Origin of the sequence: Rhodanobacter sp. KK11 (assembly GCF_033345435.1) — a bacterium.
Taxonomy (GTDB): Bacteria; Pseudomonadota; Gammaproteobacteria; order Xanthomonadales; family Rhodanobacteraceae; genus Rhodanobacter.
The window spans coordinates 344,849-363,611 of sequence record NZ_JAWPMI010000004.1 but is presented as its reverse complement, the minus strand read 5'-3'; the positions used below and the strand labels follow the sequence as shown (position 1 = coordinate 363,611).

Genomic DNA, 18,763 nt, shown 5'->3' with positions numbered 1-18,763 from the left:
CAGATGATCGCGGACCGGATTGAGTTCGACATGGCGGCTGCAGGCAAGGAAGTAACGCCCCGAATCCACCAGGCTCGCCTTGTAGCGCCCTTCCCACAGCGTCCCGGTACGGCCGCCGCCCATTGAACAAACCCGCACAGTTTCGCGCGAAGACATGCATCAATCGCGGCAGTGCGCCCGCCGCGTCCCTCACCCCCAGCCGCCGCCGGAAATTGTCCCTGACACCTTCCTGAGGAAGTGAGCCTGCCCCCGTTGACCGGCAGCCCCTCCGCCGAAGGCGGGGCTCTTGCTGCGTCGTGCCAAGACGTCTAGAGTCGCTGGGCGCACGCGCCGAGTTTCTGCAGCTCATTGATCTTTCAGGGAGGATCTTTCCATGGCTGACCCCTCACCCTATCTGACGATCCACAAGAAGCTCGTCGCGGCGGTGCAGTCACCCGACAAGTATGCGAGCGACTGGAAACCCGTCGCCGAAGCGCTGCCGCGGCTGGTTCGCGACGATGGATTCAATTACCTGCAGGCGACGATTCCCAGCGCCATACGCCGGCGGCTCGCCGGCGCGAAATCGCTGGCCAAGACTTTTCGCGCCGCTGCCAAGGCCAACGGCGGGCTGCTCGGCAAGCCCTCGGACAATGCGCGCTCGCGGGCGTTGCTGCTCAAGACGCTCGCGCATCTCTATTACTCCGAAGTTGCGGGCGCGCAAAAGCTCTGGATGCTTTCCACCCCCTCGGCGCTGACCTCCCACCCGATCGAATTTGCCAACGAATCGGACGCGCTGGTGGACCAGGTGTTGAACGCCACCACGGAGATCTACAGCGAAGAGCAGAAGCGTCGCATCGAGGGCGCCGTGACGACAGCGCTGCGCTGGGTCGAACGCGCAATGATCGTGGCGGGGGATCCGACGCGGCCCGAACACAGGGCGCTGCTGCAGCGCTGGTTCATTCCGGCGGGCCATGCCGACATCGATGGTGCCGTCGCCGCCGCGGCGACCTCGCTGCGCCGCGGCCTGTTGAAAATCGCCATCGGCCTTAAGATCGGCGACCTGATTGTTCTCGACGATCCCGCCCAGCGCGGCTCCGGCAGCAGCTGGGAGCAGAGCGAGGCTTATACGTTTACCAATCACGACATCCACGCCATATGGGTCGAGCCCGGCTTCTGGGGTAACGGCAACACGCTGACCGGCGCCACCAACTGGGCGAGGATCATCGTGCACGAACTCACCCACAACTACTGCCAGACCGCCGACCACAGCTACAGCTGGCAGGGGCTGTTGCCGCGCGACTCGGATGTGTTCCGTCGTGTCAACAATGCGCGAGTGGCACTGCAACCCGGCTTTGCTCCCGTGCGCACGCTCACGATGGCGCAGTGCCTGGCCAATGCCGACAGCTGGGCATTCTTCTGCGCGGACGCCGCCGGTGCGCTGGGCGAGCGCGACCGCATTGCGGCGCTGGGCAACAAGCTCTACGACGACACAGGCTGGACAGCGACACAAAGGGTCGAGCGCAAGCTCGTCCGGCAATGAGGCATGCCGTCGTCATTGCGGCTGCGTTTTTCGTTTTGGCCGTGGCCGCGGGCTGCGGCGCCAGTGGCAAGGAAAACACCATGACCCACACTCCCGAACCCAGCGCCAGCCGCGCGCCTCCGCCGCGTGTACCACCCGTCTTCATCGCGGGCATGCGTTACGCCCAGGTTCCCGGCGACCTTGAAACGGATGGCCAGGTCGGCGGCATTCTCGCGGCTTACGACGCGTCCAATCGCGAAGTGTGGCGCCTCAAGGTTTACGAGAACCCACGTCGCCCCGAGCTGGAGGGCGACGTGCAGGACGTGTGGTTCCGCTCGCTGCGCGCCGAAGGCGGCAAGCTGCTGATCGAGAACGAGCGTGGCGAGCGGTTCGAGGTGGATCCCGCGACGCAGCGCGTCTCCGGCCGCCCGGCGCCTGCTCCGAAGCCCCAGTCGGACATCGATCCGACCTCGGGCCAGCCGCGCATCCGCAAGCCTGGGTAGTCGCCGGGCCCCATTTCCGGAAACCGGCGAGTGGCAGCGCCATTCCATTCGGCAATGTCCTGAATGGCCTGGTTCCGTCCTTAAAACCGGGGTCTAAAACAGTAAAACCGGGGTCAGAGTGCACTTTTAAAACCGGGGTCAGAGTGCACTTTCCGACGAAACGTCGTGGTAAGACCCGACAGATCGTGATCGGCTGGGCAGGAACACTGGCGATCTGCCCGCACGGAAGCCGCCATGCCCCGCCTGCCACGACTCGACCTCGCTCATATCCCCCAGCACGTCGTCCAGCGTGGCAATGATCGCCAGCCGTGCTTCTTTACCGACTTGGATCGCGTGCGTTACCTGCAAGACTTGCGCGAAATCTCACTGCGCGAAGGCTGCTACGTCCATGCGTATGTGTTGATGACCAATCACGTGCATCTGTTGATGACGCCCGCCGCCGGCGGACAGATCGCGCGGGTGATGCAGTCCCTGGGGCGGCGTTACGTGCGTTACGTCAATGATCGCTACCGGCGCACCGGCACGTTGTGGGAAGGCCGCTACAAGTCCTCACTGGTGGACCGGGAAACCTACCTGCTGCACTGCTATCGCTATATCGAACTGAACCCGGTCCGCGCCCGCATGACCGTCGACCCGCTGGACTACCCTTGGTCAAGCCACGCACACAATGCGTTCGGCCATGACGACCCGCTGATCCATCCCCATCCTGTATATCAGGCGCTGGGCAGCACAGACGATGAGCGACATCGCGCATACCGCGCCATCGCCACGGAAGACCTGCCCCAGGATCATCTCGACGCGATCCGCATCCACCTTCAGCGCCAGCACGCCCTAGGCCCCGACCGCTTCCGCATCGCTATTGAAGCGCAACTCTCGCGCCGCGCGGGGCCTGCCAAGATCGGCCGACCGAGGAAGACGCCTCAAAAAGCAAACATCAGAAAGTGCACTCTGACCCCTGTTTTTGATCATGGGCCTGCCCGACCGCGGCACGATCAAGGTCGGCCAGTGGGCCGATGCGGTGCTGTTCGACCCCGCGTCGGTGCGCGAGCGTTCGACCTATGTCGAGCCGCATGCCCTCGCCGAAGGGTTCGACCTGGTGCTGGTCAACGGCGTGGTCGCGCGCGAGAACGGACGCCTGCAGGAAACGCACGCCGGCATGCTGATCAAGCCGGCGGCCACCGAGTGAATTCGCTGCGCGGACCTGCCCTGGCCGTGCCCGCACACGTGCACAGGGACGGGATCCGCGATGACCGACGAGTGTCTGGACAGCAGCAAGGGCTGCTGTCGCGGCACTAACGGTGACTGGCGCCATCTTGGCGCCGCATGAAACACGGCGGAGGTGATCAGCGGCAAGACGAGCACTCACTCTTCGGGATTACCGGGGAAGAGCGAGTGCGGCCTATTGAATGCGGACGGCGAAATGGTGAACCAGCGGTGAAATGGTGGCCCCGTCCCCCGTTTCCCGGAGCATCTTGCGAAAGTGTCGACGATGTTTACAGAAACCGCTTCAAATCGCGACATTGAATAAACGTAACATGTTGATAAAAATAAACTTTAATATTATGGCACGAAGCGTGCTGGATAAAGCATGCCGCTGGAAACTATTGGTGCAGGCGGCTCACGTAATAAGCGTCTGAGAGACTCGCTACCTCCTGAACACAAATCCAAGTCGCCCACCCAGTCTGGGTTCTGAGACTGACATGGAGGCCGCGTTACCCCGCTCTCTATCTGTAATCATAAGGAGCCATGTCATGTTGAAGATCATAAAAGGTGTATTGAGGAGCACCTGGGTCGGCGCCGCTGTCCTGCTTTTCACTGGCGCCATGATCCAGTCGGCCAACGCGACCGTCATCCTGGAAGGCAGCGATGCGATCGGGCTCCATTCGAGATTCGGCGATCCAAGCGCGGTCGCCTATCGCGATCAGACTTGGACAGCCATCGGAGGCAGCGATCCAAGGCCAATCGCCGCCATTGGCAGTGCCACGTTGTCTTCGGGGACCCACTCCGTCATGAACTTCGCAAGCGTGGCTGCTGCGGGGCCGTTGAATGGTTATGTCGCTCTTTACTTCATCTCCTCCAGCGGCGGTTGCTGCATTGAGGATGACAGCTTGGTCACAGCTCCTGGTGCGGCGAGCGCCATCAGCGCGTACTTGGCGGCCGGCGGGACGGTGATGATCGAGAACTACACCGGCGGTGCGGCATGGGACTTTGCCGTCGGTGCCGGCGGTGCCGGCAATGCGCACGTTGCTGGTGTCGGCGGCAGTCTGTCCGGTTCAGGCTGCAGCGATGGCGAGACGGTCACTGCCGCGGGGATATCGAATGGCTTCACACAGCCCGGCGTTATTGGCTGCTGGACCCATCAGGCCTACGACCAGGCTGGTTTCTTTGCTGCGCTGGGTTTCACAACCAGCTATTTCAACGGTGGCCCCGATTATCCTGCCGGCTTCTCCAGCCTGTTGGCGAACGGTAAAACCGTTACGGGTGGTGGCGGCGGCGAGACAGTTCCCGAACCCCCAGCACTTGCGCTTTTCGGCCTCGGCCTGGCCGGACTCGCATTAAGCCGTCGCAAACTCGCCCGCTGAGCGAGCGGTTCCCGTTGACGGGCAAGCTTAAAACAGGGTCAGAGTCGACCTTCAAGAAAGTGCGCTCTGACCCTGCTTTCGCCGCAAAAGGCAAAAGGTGCCACCTTTTTGGGTTCGGAACCGGTTCGGAACCCCGAGACCCGGGCCCTCATGCCGCAATCCGCTCAATCTTGTCGACAGCCTTGCCGAGTGTCCGGCGGGCCTCTTCCAGATCGTAGTCCGCCTGAAGTCCCAGCCAGAAGCGCTCGCTGGTCCCCAGGGCAGCGGCCAGGCGCACGGCGGTATCTGCCGTGACACCACGCTTGCCGAGCACGATCTCGTTGATGCGGCGCGGCGGCACGCCGGCGGCACGGGCCAAGGCGTTCTGGCTGATGCCCATGGGCGTCAGAAACTCCTCGAGCAACACTTCGCCGGGATGGATGTTGGGCAGGCTCTTCATGATCGACTCGTTGGCGTCAGTGGTAATCGACGATTTCCACGTCGTGGGCGTCACCGTCGATCCATCGAAAGCAGATACGCCATTGATCGTTGATCCGGATGCTGTACTGGCCTTTGCGATCGCCTTTGAGGGCTTCGAGCCGATTGGCCGGCGGAACGCGCAGATCATCCAGCACGGAAGCGTTGCCAAGCATGCGCAATTTGCGGCGCGCCACGGATTGGATATCGGCGGGCAAGTGCCGGGATGGCGTTCCGCCGCAGATCTTTTCCGCTTCCTTGTCGGCAAAGTTCCTGATCACAGCCCCACCATAACGCAAGCCGTCATATGACGCAAGGCGTCATGAGAATCAAGGCGGGTCAGAGCCCGTTCCGAAAGCATCCTTGTTCCGTCGCGGGCGGTGGGCAGCACGAACGCTGGCGCAACGGCCGATCATTGCCTCGATCTCGCGCTGGAATCGCGGCGTGCCAAGCGCGCGTTGCTGCTGCACGTACGCACGAATCTGGACCAGGCGATCGTTGCCCAATACTTCCTCGAATAGTTGCCGGTAGGCGACGCAGCGTTCCGACACACTGGTACCAAGACGCAGATATTCGACGTGCGGCATTACCACCTTGTCTGGCAACGCCTGCGCGTTGGCACGGCAGCTTGACCACGCATAGTCGGCCGGATCAGCCACCATGGCTGCCCGCACAAGGTTCAGTTCGATATAGCGATAGCAGGTGAGCAGGTAGCGCTCGGTATCGACCAGGCAAGACTTGTAACGACCCTCCCACAGCGTGCCGGTACGCCGATACCGTCCGTTGATATAGCCCACATACTGGCGACCCAGCCACTGCATCATCCGCGACATTGCGCCAGCCGATGACGGCGTGACCAGCAAGTGCACGTGATTGGTCATCAGCACGTACGCATGTACCGAACAGCCATAGCGGATGGCTGATTCGCGCAATCCGGCAAGATAACGTCGGTAGTCGTCAGTCACGTAAAAGCATGGCTGACGATCATTGCCCCGCTGAACCACATGCTGCGGAACATCGGCAAGATCAGGTCTGGGTTGGCGCGGCATCCGGAGTCTCCCTCGGCACCACTCCAGCCTGCCAAGCCGATCACGTCCTGCCCATCAGCCTCCACCCCTCACCACGCCAGCCACCACGAACCTTGCTTGCAAGGGGCTCTGACCCGGTTACGCGGCGCCCTGGAAAAGCCACGCGCCGAGGGGGAAACAAGCCAGCCCCCTTTTTGGGGGCCAAGCACCAAGACCGCGCAATCCCTTCGCACCCTGCTGCCCGCCAGGCCAATCGCACGCGGTCGGAAAGTGCACTCTGACCCGGGCTTTGCTTGTGCCAGAATTCCGGCTCCAATCCACTGGGCGATGCACGGCATGAAAACCATCGGGCTGATCGGTGGCATGAGCTGGGAATCCACTCTGCACTACTACCAGCGCATCAACGAGCTGGTTGCCGCGCGCCTGGGCGGCCTGCACTCGGCCAGGTTGCTGCTGTGGAGTGTCGAGTTCGCCGAGATCGCGGCCCTGCAACACGCCGATGACTGGGATGCCGCCGGCCGCATCCTCGCCGATGCCGCGCGCCGGCTGGAAAACGCCGGGGCCGAAGGCCTGTTGATCTGCGCCAACACGATGCATCGGGTGGCGCCCGCGGTCGAGGCGGCCGTCAACGTTCCCGTGCTGCATCTTGCAGACATCACCGCCCGCGCCTTGCTGGCCGATGGCCACCGCCGCGCCGCGTTGCTCGGCACCCGCTTCACCATGGCCCAGCCGTTCTACCGCGAACGGCTGGAACGCCACGGCCTGTCCATCAGCGTGCCGACGCCGGAAGAACAGGACACGCTGCACCAGATCATTTTTGACGAGCTGGTAAAAGGACGCGTGGAAGCGGCATCGCGCGAACGTTTCATCACCATCATGCGCCGGATGCATACCGCAGGCGCGCAGGCGGTGATCCTCGGCTGCACCGAGTTCGGCATGCTGCTGCGCGCAGTGGACGCGCCGGACATCCCGCGCGTCGACACCACCGAACTGCACTGCCAGGCCGCCGTGGACTGGATGCTCGCGGAGCATTCCGGTTAAAGGTGCGACCTGATCGAAGTCGAGTCGGCCCCCTGCTCTCGCGTGTCGAGCCCGTGCCATTCGCCGCAGGGAACACTATCCTGGGCCATACTGACCGAGAGGGGCACTCAGCCGAATGGAAGGCGAATCCGACATCCGCATGCGTTCGGCCGCATTCGAGCACCTGCGTCGGCTAAACGCCACGCACGACTATTTGTCATCCCAGCAACTCGCCGAAGGTTTCTTTTTCGAAGGCAATCGTATACCGCTGGTGAATCCACAGCGCGGAATCTTCAAGCCGCGGCAGATGGAGCACCTCTTGTCCATCCGCACTGTCTTCCCGAAACCGGGCGCAAAGATCTGGTACGACGACCAACGCCATGTGCATCGCCAGATTTACCAAAGCGAGGACCTGGTCGAATACGCCTTTATGGGGACCAACCCGGATGCCGCTGACAACCGCTGGCTGCGAGAAGCCTGCGAGCAAAAAATCCCCATCATCTATTTCATTGGAATCGCGCCGGGGCGCTTCCTCGCGCAGGTTCCAGCGTTCATCGCAGCATGGGATCGGCACGCACTGAAAGCCATGGTGGGATTCGGCCAGCCTGCCGCGCACGGTGGCGCCGCATTTCCAGACGAACAGCCGGCACGTCGCTATGCCCTCAGTGCGGTCAAGCAACGCCTTCACCAGGCAACGTTCCGGCAAGCCGTACTCACCGCCTATGACGGGCGTTGCGCGCTAACCGGCCTGCCCGAGCCCATGCTGCTGGACGCCGCACACATCATCAGCGACAAGCATGAAGCCTTGGGTCAACCGGTCGTCCCTAATGGCCTCCCCCTATCAAAAATCCACCACGCCGCATTCGACGCCCACCTCATCGGCATTGACCCAGACTACTGCTTGCATGTTTCACAGCGCTTGATGGGCCAAAGGGATGGGCCGATGCTGGAAGCATTGAAGCAGCTTGACCGTCACCGCATCCGCTTGCCGGCGCGGCCGCGGGATCTGCCCGATCGCGATCGCCTCGCACTGCGATTCTCAGAGTTTCGCTCGGCGAACTAAGGCGAGCACCAACATAAAGCGCTTGGCGGCGTGACTTAATTACCTCCGTCCCCTTTGGCTGAACTTCCTCCATCCCGGTTTCGAAGGGCAGCCCGCGCGACCGGCCCGTCCGATCAGCGCGTCAATGAGCCTGTCGCCTGTTGCCCACTTGTAATGACCCAGCGGTTCCTGCACAGGTCAGGCCGCTAAAGCATACGCTTGAGCGGGTGTCTTCATGCCCAGTGCCTGATGCGGGCGCCGGTGGTTGTAGAAGCCGATCCAGTCGCCGATCACGCGCATGGCGTGCTGCTGGGTCTCGAAGCGGTGGCGATGGGCGCATTGCTCCTTCAAGGTGCGGATGACGCGCTCGACCATGCCGTTCTGCTGCGGGCAGTGCGGGGTGATGAACTCCTGCTTCAGGCCGTAGCTGCGCACCAGCCGGGTGTAGATGCGGCTGGTGAACACCAAGCCGTTGTCCGAGCGCAGCAGGAATGGCGTTGCAACCCGCCCCAACGTGTCGTAGCGCGCAAGCAGTGCCTGCTCCAGGGCCGCGGCGGCCGTGCTGGCCTTGCCACTGCGCGAGAGCTGCCAGCCCAGCAGCTGGCGGGTGTGGCAGTCGATGACCAGGGCTAGCGTCAGCCAGCCATCGCGACCACCCCAGATGCGGCAAAGGTCGGTGGCCCAGCGCTGATCCGGTGCCGTCGCCACGGAAGGCAAGGCCTGGACACGCGGGCGATGGCCCACCGCACGCTTGCGTACCTGCCAGCCCTTGAGCTGGAAGATCCGCTGCACGGTGTTCTTGTTCATGCCCAGCAGCCCAGCCACCGTGCGGTAACCGAACGAAGGTTCTTCCTCAATCAACGCCTTGATCGGTGTGGCCAACGCCTCGTTCACCTCCGGCGGCGCCTTGGTCGGCCGGTAGTACACCGTGCGTCGCGCCACGCCAAACCACCGGCACAGCTTGGCCATCGATACCGCGATGCCGTCCTCCTGCAGTCCCTGCTGGATCGTGACCATCAGGTCTCGTCCTTGCCCAACAGGGACGCCAATTTTTTTCGTGCGCGCAGCTCCAGCATGGCCTCGCCGTAGGCCTCCTGTAGGTCCTTCAGCTGTCGCTCGTACTGCTCGCGCACATCTTCCGGCTTGGCGCGCAGGGCGTTCTCCATCCCCGCCTTGCCCTGGTCGATCCATTCCTCGATCTCGGAGGGCTGCAGGTCAAACTGCCGGCTGGCTTCCGCCACCGTGGTCTTGCCTTGCACGATCTCCAGTACCAGCGCCGCCTTCCGGCGTGCCGTCCAACGCTTGATCTCTTCGTCCATCGTGATGCTCATGGGGTGTTCCTCTTCAAGGTAACACCTGAGCAGGTTTTCACTGGGTCAGTACACACTCGCGCTACTTTGCGCGAACTCCGGGAAGACCTCCGCGATCGACGTCTCTTCCGGCAAGATGTAGAACACCCCGCCCCGCTCGAAGGTCGGACGGATGATCTGCTCGTAGAACTCGGGCGAGACGTTGATACAACCGTGCGTAATGCGGTTGTCGTCCGGCGAAGGCGATGCAAGGCGTTCGGCGCGTCGCTCGGACGGGACGCCCGTCGCGGTAGGGTGGATGGAGACCGCGGAATCGTAGTCCACCCACAGCACGCGCCCGGCGTCGATCGACGGACCGAAACCGCCCACGAAGCGACCAGCCGGCGTCGTGCGATCCCGGGCCGGAATCTTGCGTAGCGCTAAACCGGCGACGCCGGGCGCCGAATGATCGCCGACCGCCGATCCGAAGAGCGCAGGGGCCGCGCCACGAAGCCGGCCGTCGCCGCCGAAGACCAGGACCTGTGCGGCGGCCTTGTCGATGACCGCGAATGGATAGCCTTGGTTGTCCCTGACGGCGACAACCCAGCCCGCGAGCGCGATCACCGTCCCGGACACCTTCTGGCCCGGCGGAAGCTGGTCGACGGCGGCGACCGGTGGCGCGGCGATCTCCTCGGCGCTGGCCACGCCGAAACTCGCAAACGCCAGCGCAAGTGCCAGTGCGCCACGAACGGCCCGGATCGCAGGGTATGGGCAGGTGCGGATGGGACGGCTCCTTGAAACCAGGATGGGGTGCAGACAAGGGATCCGGTGGCCAGCAAGGGCCACCGAATTCCGGTTCAGCCGTTCATCGCGAAGCGATGACTAACCGCGCGGCACGCGGCGCGGCGCCGTTTCGAGCTTCTGGACGCGGCCTTCCAATTGATCCAGCCGCTGGTTGGCCTGCTGCGCGGACTGATTGGCCTGCTGCGCGGACTGATTGGCGGCTTCGGCGCTCTGGGCCGCGCTCTGCACCTTCGCATCGAGTTGATCGAGGCGCGAGTTGACCCGCACGAAGTCGTCTTTGTAGGCGCAGGCGCCAAGGCCGCAGGTGGCAACGATCGCCACGCCGAGCAGACGCGCCATCGCCAGGTGTCGTTTGGTCAGAGACATTTCCTATCTCCTTCGTCTCGTATGGGAAATAAAGCGGCCTGCGTGCCGGCCTCCCGGCCCGCCTCCGGTGACGCTGGAATACATCCCTGCGTGTGAAGATGAGGTTGAATCCCGAGGCGTGGCTTGGACCAAGACCACATTTTCCTACAGCCGGACGAGGTCCTTGGCTGCGCGCTTGATGGAATCCAACGGCAGCCGTGTCGTGTCGCCAGGGGCATGCTGAGCCGACTCATCCCAGCGGACGCCCACCATGGCCAGACTGCCAAGACTTGACCTGCCGGGCATCCCGCAACACGTCGTGCAACGTGGCAACGATCGGCAGGCATGCTTCGCTACCAACGTCGATTACGGACAATACCTGCAGGAACTAGGCGAAGCCGCGCTCAAGCATGACTGCGCCGTACACGCCTTCGTACTGATAACCAACCATGTCCACCTGCTTGTAACGCCATCCGGCACGGGTGCCATTTCCCGCATGATGCAAGCGGTTGGGCGTCGCTACGTCGGCAGCTTCAACGCACGCTATCGGCGTACCGGCACATTGTGGGAGGGCCGATTCAAGGCCGCACTGATCGACTCGGAGCGCTACCTGATGGCCTGTTATCGGTATATCGAGCTCAACCCTGTCCGAGCCGGCATGACCACCATGCCCGGGGATTACCCGTGGTCGAGCTACGCCCACAATGCATGGGGAAAACAGCATCCACTGATCACCCCGCACCAGGAATATCTCAATCTGGGGCTCGATCCCGCCGCGCGCCAAACGGCCTATCGCGAACTGATCCGTGAGCACCTGGACGAACCACAGCTCATCGCCTTGCGCCAACACACCCAGCAACAACGTGCCTGGGGCAGCGACCGTTTCCACCAACAGATCGAAGCACTAACCCAGCGAGCCGTCAGCGTCCGACCGCGCGGCCGGCCACCGAAGCCACCCGAAACATTGGAAAAATGAACCTGACCCCTTTTTTTGGCCCTTTTTTCCGGCGGTTATCCACCATCGAACAGCTCATCGTCGTCGATGCCACGCGCCTTCACTCCGTTCTCCGACCTTTCACTTATACCGCGCCGGCCTGCAACTGTGGCCCAGACCTTCCCAACTGCCTGAAGAAATCTGGCGGCAAACTTCTTTTTCAAATAGTCGCCAAGTATGGATGTGACAACACCCAAAAAGAAGGTAGCTATTAACGACACGATAGAGTTAAAGGCAGAGGGCCTTTCTGCCTCCCCAAGGACGTCGTGCAATCGGCTAATTTCCTGAGCTTGCAACTGATTGGTTGCCGCCAGGCTTCGCTGCAGTTCTTGATAGGCTTTCGCGTCGACCGATGCACTCTGCTTGATCTCAAGCCACGCATCTGACTGCGCCTTGATCTCACGGTTGGCATACGACGCTAGACGAGCAGTATCGCTCAGCAACTCGGTGATATCTTTTAACCGGTAATCTTCGACATGTGCAGACACCTGCTCAATCCGTTTTGTTTGCTCTTCTAGCTGCAACAGGCTATGAGGTGTTCTCGTCATCAAGACAAGATTAGTTCGGCTACGGTTATCGTCTCCAACACTTAGATATGCAGCGCGCCAGAGCAATAACGCTGCGGCTAAGATTAAAAACGAGACAAGCAACGCCAACCGCTGTCGAACCCTGACATGAGACATGATCGACCCCTGCTCTCAAACCATTACAAATATCCCGGCGCCGAAAGAGCAGAAATTGTCCCTGACACTTTTTTTCCCTTGAACTCTGCCGTGAATCGTTGCCGCTTGACCACCTGACACCTCCCGGGGATTGTCCCCGTTCAAAGGTGTCCGTCAAACTCGGCCATCTTACTCTGACACCTTTTTTCTATTGTTGTTTTTTCTTCTTCTAGGTTTCGGCTAATCTTTTCGTTTCCGCGGTACCGCGAGCGCGTTTAGCAGAGCCTCCTCCGCATCGCGGATCGCTGTAATCACTGGGCTGGTGGCATCTCGGCACTGCCTTTGAGGGTCCTGGAAATCTTCTTGAAGGGTGATTGCGTTATTGAATGCACGCAATGCATCCGCCGTGCGCTTTGCATCTCCGCTATTAACGCACAAAGTTTCACAAACGTGCTGATTCAAACGACGAATTTCACTCACAATCAAAGCCGCGGATACGGGTGTTTTGGCGATAGCATCAGCGGCGACGTAGTGTGTTAGAGCGTCATTGGATATTTTATGGACTGATGTCTTGGCATCGTCCAACCAACGTGCTGACCACTCGTTCCTCGCTTTCGACCTCTCTCTTGAGAGAGTAAGAAAGTGCGTAGCGATCGCCACCACAATAGGTAGTGATACCACCAACCACCACGGAGCACCTGATGTGGTGGCCACTACTGCGTTTTCCCCGCTTCGTCGGAAGCCTCTCTAATTCTATCCCAAGCAGTTTCCACTGCCTCCGGGTCGTCCTCGGCCCGAATAATGACTCGTCGTTTGACTTCCGCCAACCCAAATATCGCCCCCAATTCTCCAAACGCCTCGTCCAAAAATCCAGAGCTATATCCAGCACTACCGGATAGGTCGAATATTACTCTGTCATGCTTCTCGAGTAACGGAAGTGCCACTGACTCAAGGAACTCTTCCCCAGAGTGAGGGCCATGCTGACGACGCCGGCCACCTGGGAAGCGTGTAAAGCTTTTTGCCACTGAGTAGTAGAACGAATCATTCATGGTCGTTTCCCGGGCTTGTTGCCAAGGCGCGCCCCTCGACGCCACGAAGTTTCCATACGATGAGTGTTCCATCCAGACCGTCATTTGGTAAATCCGTATTAAGCACTTGTCCAGAGGTTAGAAATTCAACATCACCCTTATTTGCCAACACCCGTAGAGCTCCGTCAACATCAAGGCCATCCAGAAATCTCTTCAATCTATCAAGGCCGTGCCCACGTCTCTTTGATTTATGCCTAGAAATAGGCCGAAGCACAGCTCGCTCAATCCAATGACTGTCCTTCCATGAAAGAAGATGTCTACTTCTTTCTATAAGTGAACGCTTCTTCCTCTTAATGGTTGAAGGAATACCCATGCCTTGATCATAAAAAATAAATCCAATAGATGAGTCACTGTGATCAGCATAACCGGCAAGCCACCATTCTTTATACAAATATGGATCATCGGCCATCTGATCGTAGGCGTGCTCAAAAACATTATCCATACATTCCACCAAAGCTACGTGAAGGCGCTTTCTATCGTCTGCTAAAAATGAACGCTCCTTAGAAAAGCAGTCCAATAGGGAGTCCGCGACTTCGGGGGAAATTTTGTCGCGACGCTCAATCCTTACATAGGTCCTTCTTTTATAGGACTCAGGCAATTGAGGAGGTTTAATATTAAGAGCCTCATAAAATCCAATTTCTTCTAACAGCTCAGTAACCTCATGTGCGCGTGGGTGCGTTCCAGTAATTTCTGTCTTCCCCTTGCAGTAAGCCTCGCACCTTTGGATTTCAGAAAGTATGAGAAGCGCAGCCTCGGGGTCCATGTACTTCAAATTGCTATGATCAAGCACAATTCGCTTGTGGCTTCCTTGTAATGCGGCTGTTCTAATTTCTTTCAAGAGGTCAAGCAGCCTGACGGAGTCGCCAAGAGAAGATAGCTGCAGCACCTCTGGAAATTTGAGAATTACTGTACCTCGGCGCTTGCCAGTGACTTTGAAGCGTGGATTGCGCTTGGGTTCATGTTCTTCGGACCATCGATCTGCCTGGTAAGTTCTAAGCCGACGAGCCAGCCTGCGGTCGTTTCGCTTTTTCGCAATGGCGATCTGATCCCATCGACTTCTTGGATTTTTTCGACCACCACTAGCCAAATCGTTCCCCTAGACAAGTCGAAAACGGAACGGAGGGAATTAACCTCCCTTGGCATTCTTCAAAGCCTGAACTCGAACTGCTTCGCCATCGGGCGTTTCTCCCTCGGCCACACCGGGCACAACGCCTCCACCGCCTCCATCAACTCCACCCAGTCCGACAGATCACCCCTGCCCGCCTGCACGACATCCAGCACGTTGGCACCGACCAACGGCTCGCGGACGCCTTCATGCTTCGTCGTTGGCGATTTCGGCGAGTAATTCATCCAGCATCTCCTGGCGATCGAACAGCGCGAAGTACTCTTGCACTTCCTGCATGTTGAGCCTGCCGCGCTGCGCGCGCAACAGCGCGCGAATGTCGTCGAGGTCGCGTGTGCGGGACGGGTTGTTGACCAGTGCCTGCAACTTGAAACCGATCAAACCTTCCGCGCTGATCACCCGCAGGGTGCCAAGCGCCGTAGCGCGTTCGCTGGCTTCACCCAGCAGGCGCCTCGCGATAGGGCGATGGGCGTAGAGCAGGTCCAGTCCTTCATCGCCGCGCAGGTAGTTGGCCGCGTCTTCGCTGCGATGCACGCAGCGATAACCCAGGCCCAGCAGGATGCCGTGCAGGCGATCCGCGTCGCCCGCATCGACGAGGAAGTCTACGTCCCGAGTGGCGCGTACCACCTGGTGCGCCGCCAACGCCAGCCCGCCGATCAACGCGGGCTTCGTCTTGCAGCCGACAAACGCGGCTACGGCCTGCTTGATCTGATCAACCAGGCGCGACATGCGTTACATGTTCCGCCGGTATTCGCCACCCACGTCATACAACGCATGGCTGATCTGCCCCAACGAGTGCGTCTTCACCGCCTCCATCAGCGCTGCAAAGACATTCTTGCGATCCCGCGCGGTGTTCTGCAGATAGGCCAGGCCGTGGTTGTCGTGGACGTGCTGCACGGGTGCGTCGGTGGAATCGGTGCCGTGCGTGTGCGAGGTCTCGCCCGCCGGCGCCAGCACATTGCGTGCCTTCTGGAACGCCTGCACGTTGGCGATCTGCTGCCCCTTCTCCTCCTCCGTCGAGCGAATCAACTCGATCTCGGTGGCGATCTCCCCGCCATGATCCTTCGGCAGGAACGTGTTGACGCCGATCAGCGGCAGCGAGCCGTCGTGCTTCTTGTGCTCGTAATACAGCGACTCTTCCTGGATCTTGCCGCGCTGGTACATGGTGTCCATCGCGCCGAGCACGCCGCCGCGCTCGCTGATCGCCTCGAACTCCTTGTAGACGGCCTCTTCCACCAGGTCGGTGAGTTCCTCGACCACGTAGCTGCCCTGCCACGGGTTCTCGTTGAAGTTGAGGCCCAGTTCCTTGTTGATGATCATCTGGATCGCCACCGCGCGGCGCACGCTCTCTTCGGTGGGCGTGGTGATGGCTTCGTCGTAGGCGTTGGTGTGCAGGGAGTTGCAGTTGTCGAACAGCGCGTACAGCGCCTGCAGCGTGGTGCGGATGTCGTTGAACTGGATCTCCTGCGCGTGCAGCGAGCGACCGCTCGTCTGGATGTGGTACTTCATCATCTGGCTGCGCGCGCTGGCGCCGTAGCGCTCGCGCATGGCGCGGGCCCAGATGCGGCGGGCGACGCGGCCGATCACGGTGTATTCCGGGTCCATGCCGTTGGAGAAGAAGAACGACAGGTTGGGCGCGAAGTCGTCGATCTTCATGCCGCGCGCGAGGTAGTACTCCACGATGGTGAAGCCGTTGCTCAGGGTGAAGGCGAGCTGGCTGATCGGGTTCGCGCCGGCTTCGGCGATGTGGTAGCCGGAAATGGACACCGAGTAGAAGTTGCGGACCTTGTGCTCCACGAAGTACTGCTGGATGTCGCCCATCATGCGCAGGGCGAATTCGGTGGAGAAGATGCAGGTGTTCTGCGCCTGGTCCTCCTTCAGGATGTCGGCCTGCACGGTGCCGCGCACGCGGGTCAGCGTGTCGGCCTTGATGCGGGCGTAGGTTTCCGCATCGACCAGCTGGTCGCCGGTCACGCCGAGCAGGCCCAACCCCAGGCCGTCGTTGCCCTGGGGCAGCTCGCCGGAATACTGCGGACGGCCGTTGGGGTACATCGCGGCGATGGTCTTTTCCGCCGCGGCCCAGCGCGCGGGATCTTCCTTGAGGTACTTCTCCACGTTCTGGTCGATCGCGGTGTTCATGAACATCGCCAGGATCATCGGCGCCGGGCCGTTGATGGTCATCGACACCGAGGTATCGGGCGCGCTCAGGTCAAAGCCGGAGTACAGCTTCTTCATGTCGTCCAACGTGGCGATGTTGACGCCGGAGTTGCCGATCTTGCCGTAGATGTCCGGGCGCGGCGCCGGGTCTTCGCCGTACAGCGTCACCGAGTCGAACGCGGTGGACAGGCGCGTGGCGGCGCCGCCCTGGCTGAGGTAGTGGAAGCGGCGGTTGGTGCGCTCCGGCGTGCCCTCGCCGGCGAACATGCGGGTGGGGTCCTCGCCGCTGCGGCGGTACGGGTACACGCCGCCGGTGTAGGGGTAGTGGCCGGGCAGGTTTTCCTTGCCGAGGAACATGAGCTGGTCGCCCCAGCTTTCGGTCTTCGGCGGCGCCACCTTGGGGATCTTCTGGTGGCTCAGCGATTCGCGGTAGTTCTCCACGCGGATCAGCTTGTCGCGCACCTTGTATTCGTTGACGTCCTTGGTCACCGACTCGCGCAGCTTCGGCCAGTCGCGCAGCAGGTGGATGGACTCGTGGCTGAGCTCCTTCAGCGCGGCATTGTAGCGCTGGCGCAGCAGCAGCAGGGTGCGGTCGGCGGCGCTGCCATCCTGGGGGTGAAGATCCTCGCCGTGGTACAGCTCCAGCGGCTTCGGCAGCTTGGCGTCGCCCAGTTCCTTCAGCGACTCGTAGTAGTGCTGCGCCTTGCTGGCGGCCTCGGCCTGGTGCGCGACCGAGGCGTTGATGCCGCGGCCCTGCTCGGCGATCTCGGCCAGGTAGCGCACGCGGCTGCCGGGGATCAGCACGGTGGCGCGCGGCTCCTTCAGCGTGGTGTCGACCTGCGGCGTCCACTTCTCCGCCGGCAAGTGCAGCTTGTCGCGCAGCAGCCGGCACAGGTTGGCGAACATCCAGGTGACGCCGGGGTCGTTGAACTGGCTGGCGATGGTGGGATACACCGGCACGTCCTCGTCGGCCACCTTGAACGCGGTGCGGTTGCGCTTCCATTGTTTGCGCACGTCGCGCAGCGCGTCCTCGGCGCCGCGCTTGTCGAACTTGTTGAGCACGATGAGCTCGGCGAAGTCGATCATGTCGATCTTCTCCAGCTGGCTGGCCGCGCCGTAGTCGCTGGTCATCACGTAGACCGGGAAGTCGACCAGGTCGACGATCTCCGAATCGCTCTGGCCGATGCCGGCGGTCTCGACGATGACCAGGTCGTACGGCTGGCTCTTCAGGAAATTGATGCAGTCGTGCAGCACCACGCTGGTGGCGGCGTGCTGGCGGCGGGTGGCCATCGAGCGCATGTAGACGCGCTTGGAGCGCAGCGAATTCATGCGGATGCGATCGCCCAGCAGCGCGCCACCGGAACGACGGCGGGTGGGGTCGACCGCGAGCACGGCGATGCGCATCTGCGGGAACGCGTGCAGGAAGCGCAGCAGCAGTTCGTCCACCACGCTGGATTTGCCGGCGCCGCCGGTGCCGGTGAGGCCGAGCACGGGCGTGTGCTTGCCGGCCAGCTTCCACTGCTTGCGCTGGTGTTCCAGCTCGGCATCGGAGAGCTTGCCCTCCTCGATCGCCGAGAGCATGTGGCCGATCGAGATCTCGTCGTCGATGTCGACCTTCGGCAGTGCGCCGGTTTCGGATTCGGCGCGCTTCGCGGCGGCGCTGCCGGCACGCTGCATCACGTCCTCGATCATCTCGACCAGGCCGAGCTTCATGCCGTCGTTCGGGTGGTAGATGCGCTCCACGCCGTAGGCCTGCAGTTCGCGGATCTCTTCCGGCGTGATGGTGCCGCCGCCGCCGCCGAACACGCGCACGTGGCCGGCGCCGCGCTCGCGCAGCATGTCGACCATGTACTTGAAGTATTCGACGTGGCCGCCCTGGTAGGAACTCAGCGCGATCGCGTCGGCGTCTTCCTGCAGCGCGGCGCGCACCACGTCCTCGACCGAGCGGTTGTGGCCGAGGTGGATCACTTCCGCGCCCTGGCTCTGGATGATCCGCCGCATGATGTTGATGGCCGCATCGTGGCCATCGAACAGGCTGGCCGCGGTGACGAAACGCAGCGGGGTGGTTTCCGTTTGCGTGGCGCTGGCGGGGACGTGCTTGGCGGGGGAACTCATGGCAACTCCGGACATCGGTGCTTGAACTTGTCGATTCTAGTGGATCGACAGGGAGCG

General features: G+C 61.5%; 20 protein-coding genes and 1 pseudogene. 8 read left to right on the top strand and 13 right to left on the bottom strand.

Features of this window, described 5'->3' with window-relative positions; all coding sequences use genetic code 11:
- Positions 1-373 precede the first annotated feature (373 nt).
- The 3 genes and pseudogenes from R5H19_RS12260 to R5H19_RS12250 form a co-directional block, all read left to right on the top strand.
- Positions 374-1,519: a M35 family metallo-endopeptidase gene (locus R5H19_RS12260; protein ID WP_318159280.1), complete on the top strand. Its 1,146-nt coding sequence runs from the start codon at positions 374-376 to the stop codon at positions 1,517-1,519.
- A gap of 80 nt (positions 1,520-1,599) precedes the next feature.
- Positions 1,600-2,001, top strand: a complete 402-nt coding sequence (locus R5H19_RS12255) for a hypothetical protein (protein ID WP_318159279.1) — start codon at positions 1,600-1,602, stop codon at positions 1,999-2,001.
- Between the two features lie 234 nt (positions 2,002-2,235).
- A pseudogene (locus R5H19_RS12250) lies at positions 2,236-2,589 on the top strand (transposase); the annotation flags it as partial.
- A 63-nt stretch (positions 2,590-2,652) separates the two neighbouring features.
- Here R5H19_RS12250 and R5H19_RS12245 read toward each other — a convergent pair.
- Positions 2,653-2,829: a hypothetical protein gene (locus R5H19_RS12245; RefSeq protein ID WP_318159550.1), complete on the bottom strand. Its 177-nt coding sequence runs from the start codon at positions 2,827-2,829 to the stop codon at positions 2,653-2,655.
- Between the two features lie 139 nt (positions 2,830-2,968).
- Here R5H19_RS12245 and R5H19_RS12240 point away from each other — a divergent pair, with 139 nt between their 5' ends.
- Both R5H19_RS12240 and R5H19_RS12235 read left to right on the top strand, forming a co-directional pair.
- A complete protein-coding gene (locus tag R5H19_RS12240; protein ID WP_318159549.1) occupies positions 2,969-3,187 on the top strand; it encodes a hypothetical protein in 219 nt (72 codons plus the stop codon).
- A gap of 565 nt (positions 3,188-3,752) precedes the next feature.
- Positions 3,753-4,583 carry a PEP-CTERM sorting domain-containing protein gene (locus R5H19_RS12235; protein WP_318159278.1) on the top strand — a complete coding sequence of 277 codons (831 nt, stop codon included), beginning with the start codon at positions 3,753-3,755 and terminating at the stop codon, positions 4,581-4,583.
- A gap of 148 nt (positions 4,584-4,731) precedes the next feature.
- On the opposite strand, the gene R5H19_RS12230 is transcribed toward R5H19_RS12235, so the two are convergent.
- The 3 genes from R5H19_RS12230 to R5H19_RS12220 are packed head-to-tail and all read right to left on the bottom strand — an operon-like array spanning position 4,732 to position 6,088.
- Positions 4,732-5,022, bottom strand: coding sequence for a HigA family addiction module antitoxin (locus R5H19_RS12230; RefSeq protein ID WP_318159277.1), 291 nt, complete (start codon positions 5,020-5,022; stop codon positions 4,732-4,734).
- Positions 5,023-5,038: 16 nt separating this feature from the next.
- Complete coding sequence (locus R5H19_RS12225) at positions 5,039-5,320, bottom strand: type II toxin-antitoxin system RelE/ParE family toxin (RefSeq protein ID WP_318159276.1); 282 nt, start codon at positions 5,318-5,320, stop codon at positions 5,039-5,041.
- Between the two features lie 48 nt (positions 5,321-5,368).
- Positions 5,369-6,088: a transposase gene (locus tag R5H19_RS12220; RefSeq protein WP_318159275.1), complete on the bottom strand. Its 720-nt coding sequence runs from the start codon at positions 6,086-6,088 to the stop codon at positions 5,369-5,371.
- 315 nt (positions 6,089-6,403) lie between these two features.
- On the opposite strand from R5H19_RS12220, the gene R5H19_RS12215 reads away from it, so the two are divergent.
- Both R5H19_RS12215 and R5H19_RS12210 read left to right on the top strand, forming a co-directional pair.
- Positions 6,404-7,108: an aspartate/glutamate racemase family protein gene (locus R5H19_RS12215; RefSeq protein ID WP_318159274.1), complete on the top strand. Its 705-nt coding sequence runs from the start codon at positions 6,404-6,406 to the stop codon at positions 7,106-7,108.
- Between the two features lie 115 nt (positions 7,109-7,223).
- Complete coding sequence (locus R5H19_RS12210; protein ID WP_318159273.1) at positions 7,224-8,150, top strand: HNH endonuclease; 927 nt, start codon at positions 7,224-7,226, stop codon at positions 8,148-8,150.
- A 177-nt stretch (positions 8,151-8,327) separates the two neighbouring features.
- Here the strand turns inward: R5H19_RS12210 and R5H19_RS12205 are convergent, their stop codons facing one another.
- The 4 genes from R5H19_RS12205 to R5H19_RS12190 all read right to left on the bottom strand — a co-directional run bounded on the left by R5H19_RS12205 (position 8,328) and on the right by R5H19_RS12190 (position 10,588).
- On the bottom strand, positions 8,328-9,146 hold the full coding sequence (locus R5H19_RS12205; protein WP_318156980.1) for an IS3 family transposase: 819 nt from the start codon (positions 9,144-9,146) through the stop codon (positions 8,328-8,330).
- Complete coding sequence (locus R5H19_RS12200; protein WP_318156981.1) at positions 9,146-9,460, bottom strand: transposase; 315 nt, start codon at positions 9,458-9,460, stop codon at positions 9,146-9,148. The genes R5H19_RS12205 and R5H19_RS12200 overlap by 1 nt, the downstream gene beginning before the upstream one ends.
- A gap of 45 nt (positions 9,461-9,505) precedes the next feature.
- Positions 9,506-10,123 (bottom strand): L,D-transpeptidase, encoded by a 618-nt coding sequence (locus R5H19_RS12195; RefSeq protein ID WP_343230727.1) that lies wholly within the window; start codon positions 10,121-10,123, stop codon positions 9,506-9,508.
- 177 nt (positions 10,124-10,300) lie between these two features.
- Positions 10,301-10,588 carry an alanine-zipper protein gene (locus R5H19_RS12190; protein ID WP_318159272.1) on the bottom strand — a complete coding sequence of 96 codons (288 nt, stop codon included), beginning with the start codon at positions 10,586-10,588 and terminating at the stop codon, positions 10,301-10,303.
- A gap of 250 nt (positions 10,589-10,838) precedes the next feature.
- On the opposite strand from R5H19_RS12190, the gene R5H19_RS12185 reads away from it, so the two are divergent.
- Positions 10,839-11,543 carry a transposase gene (locus R5H19_RS12185; RefSeq protein WP_318159271.1) on the top strand — a complete coding sequence of 235 codons (705 nt, stop codon included), beginning with the start codon at positions 10,839-10,841 and terminating at the stop codon, positions 11,541-11,543.
- A gap of 35 nt (positions 11,544-11,578) precedes the next feature.
- On the opposite strand, the gene R5H19_RS12180 is transcribed toward R5H19_RS12185, so the two are convergent.
- The 5 genes from R5H19_RS12180 to R5H19_RS12160 all read right to left on the bottom strand — a co-directional run bounded on the left by R5H19_RS12180 (position 11,579) and on the right by R5H19_RS12160 (position 18,706).
- Positions 11,579-12,244: a hypothetical protein gene (locus R5H19_RS12180; protein WP_318159270.1), complete on the bottom strand. Its 666-nt coding sequence runs from the start codon at positions 12,242-12,244 to the stop codon at positions 11,579-11,581.
- Between the two features lie 1,020 nt (positions 12,245-13,264).
- Positions 13,265-14,398: a hypothetical protein gene (locus R5H19_RS12175; RefSeq protein WP_318159269.1), complete on the bottom strand. Its 1,134-nt coding sequence runs from the start codon at positions 14,396-14,398 to the stop codon at positions 13,265-13,267.
- A gap of 59 nt (positions 14,399-14,457) precedes the next feature.
- Positions 14,458-14,661, bottom strand: a complete 204-nt coding sequence (locus tag R5H19_RS12170) for a hypothetical protein (protein ID WP_318159268.1) — start codon at positions 14,659-14,661, stop codon at positions 14,458-14,460.
- Positions 14,624-15,163: a hypothetical protein gene (locus tag R5H19_RS12165; protein ID WP_318159267.1), complete on the bottom strand. Its 540-nt coding sequence runs from the start codon at positions 15,161-15,163 to the stop codon at positions 14,624-14,626. Before R5H19_RS12165 ends, R5H19_RS12170 begins: the two co-directional genes overlap by 38 nt.
- Before the next feature lie 3 nt (positions 15,164-15,166).
- Positions 15,167-18,706, bottom strand: coding sequence for a methylmalonyl-CoA mutase family protein (locus R5H19_RS12160; protein ID WP_318159266.1), 3,540 nt, complete (start codon positions 18,704-18,706; stop codon positions 15,167-15,169).
- Positions 18,707-18,763: the final 57 nt, after the last annotated feature.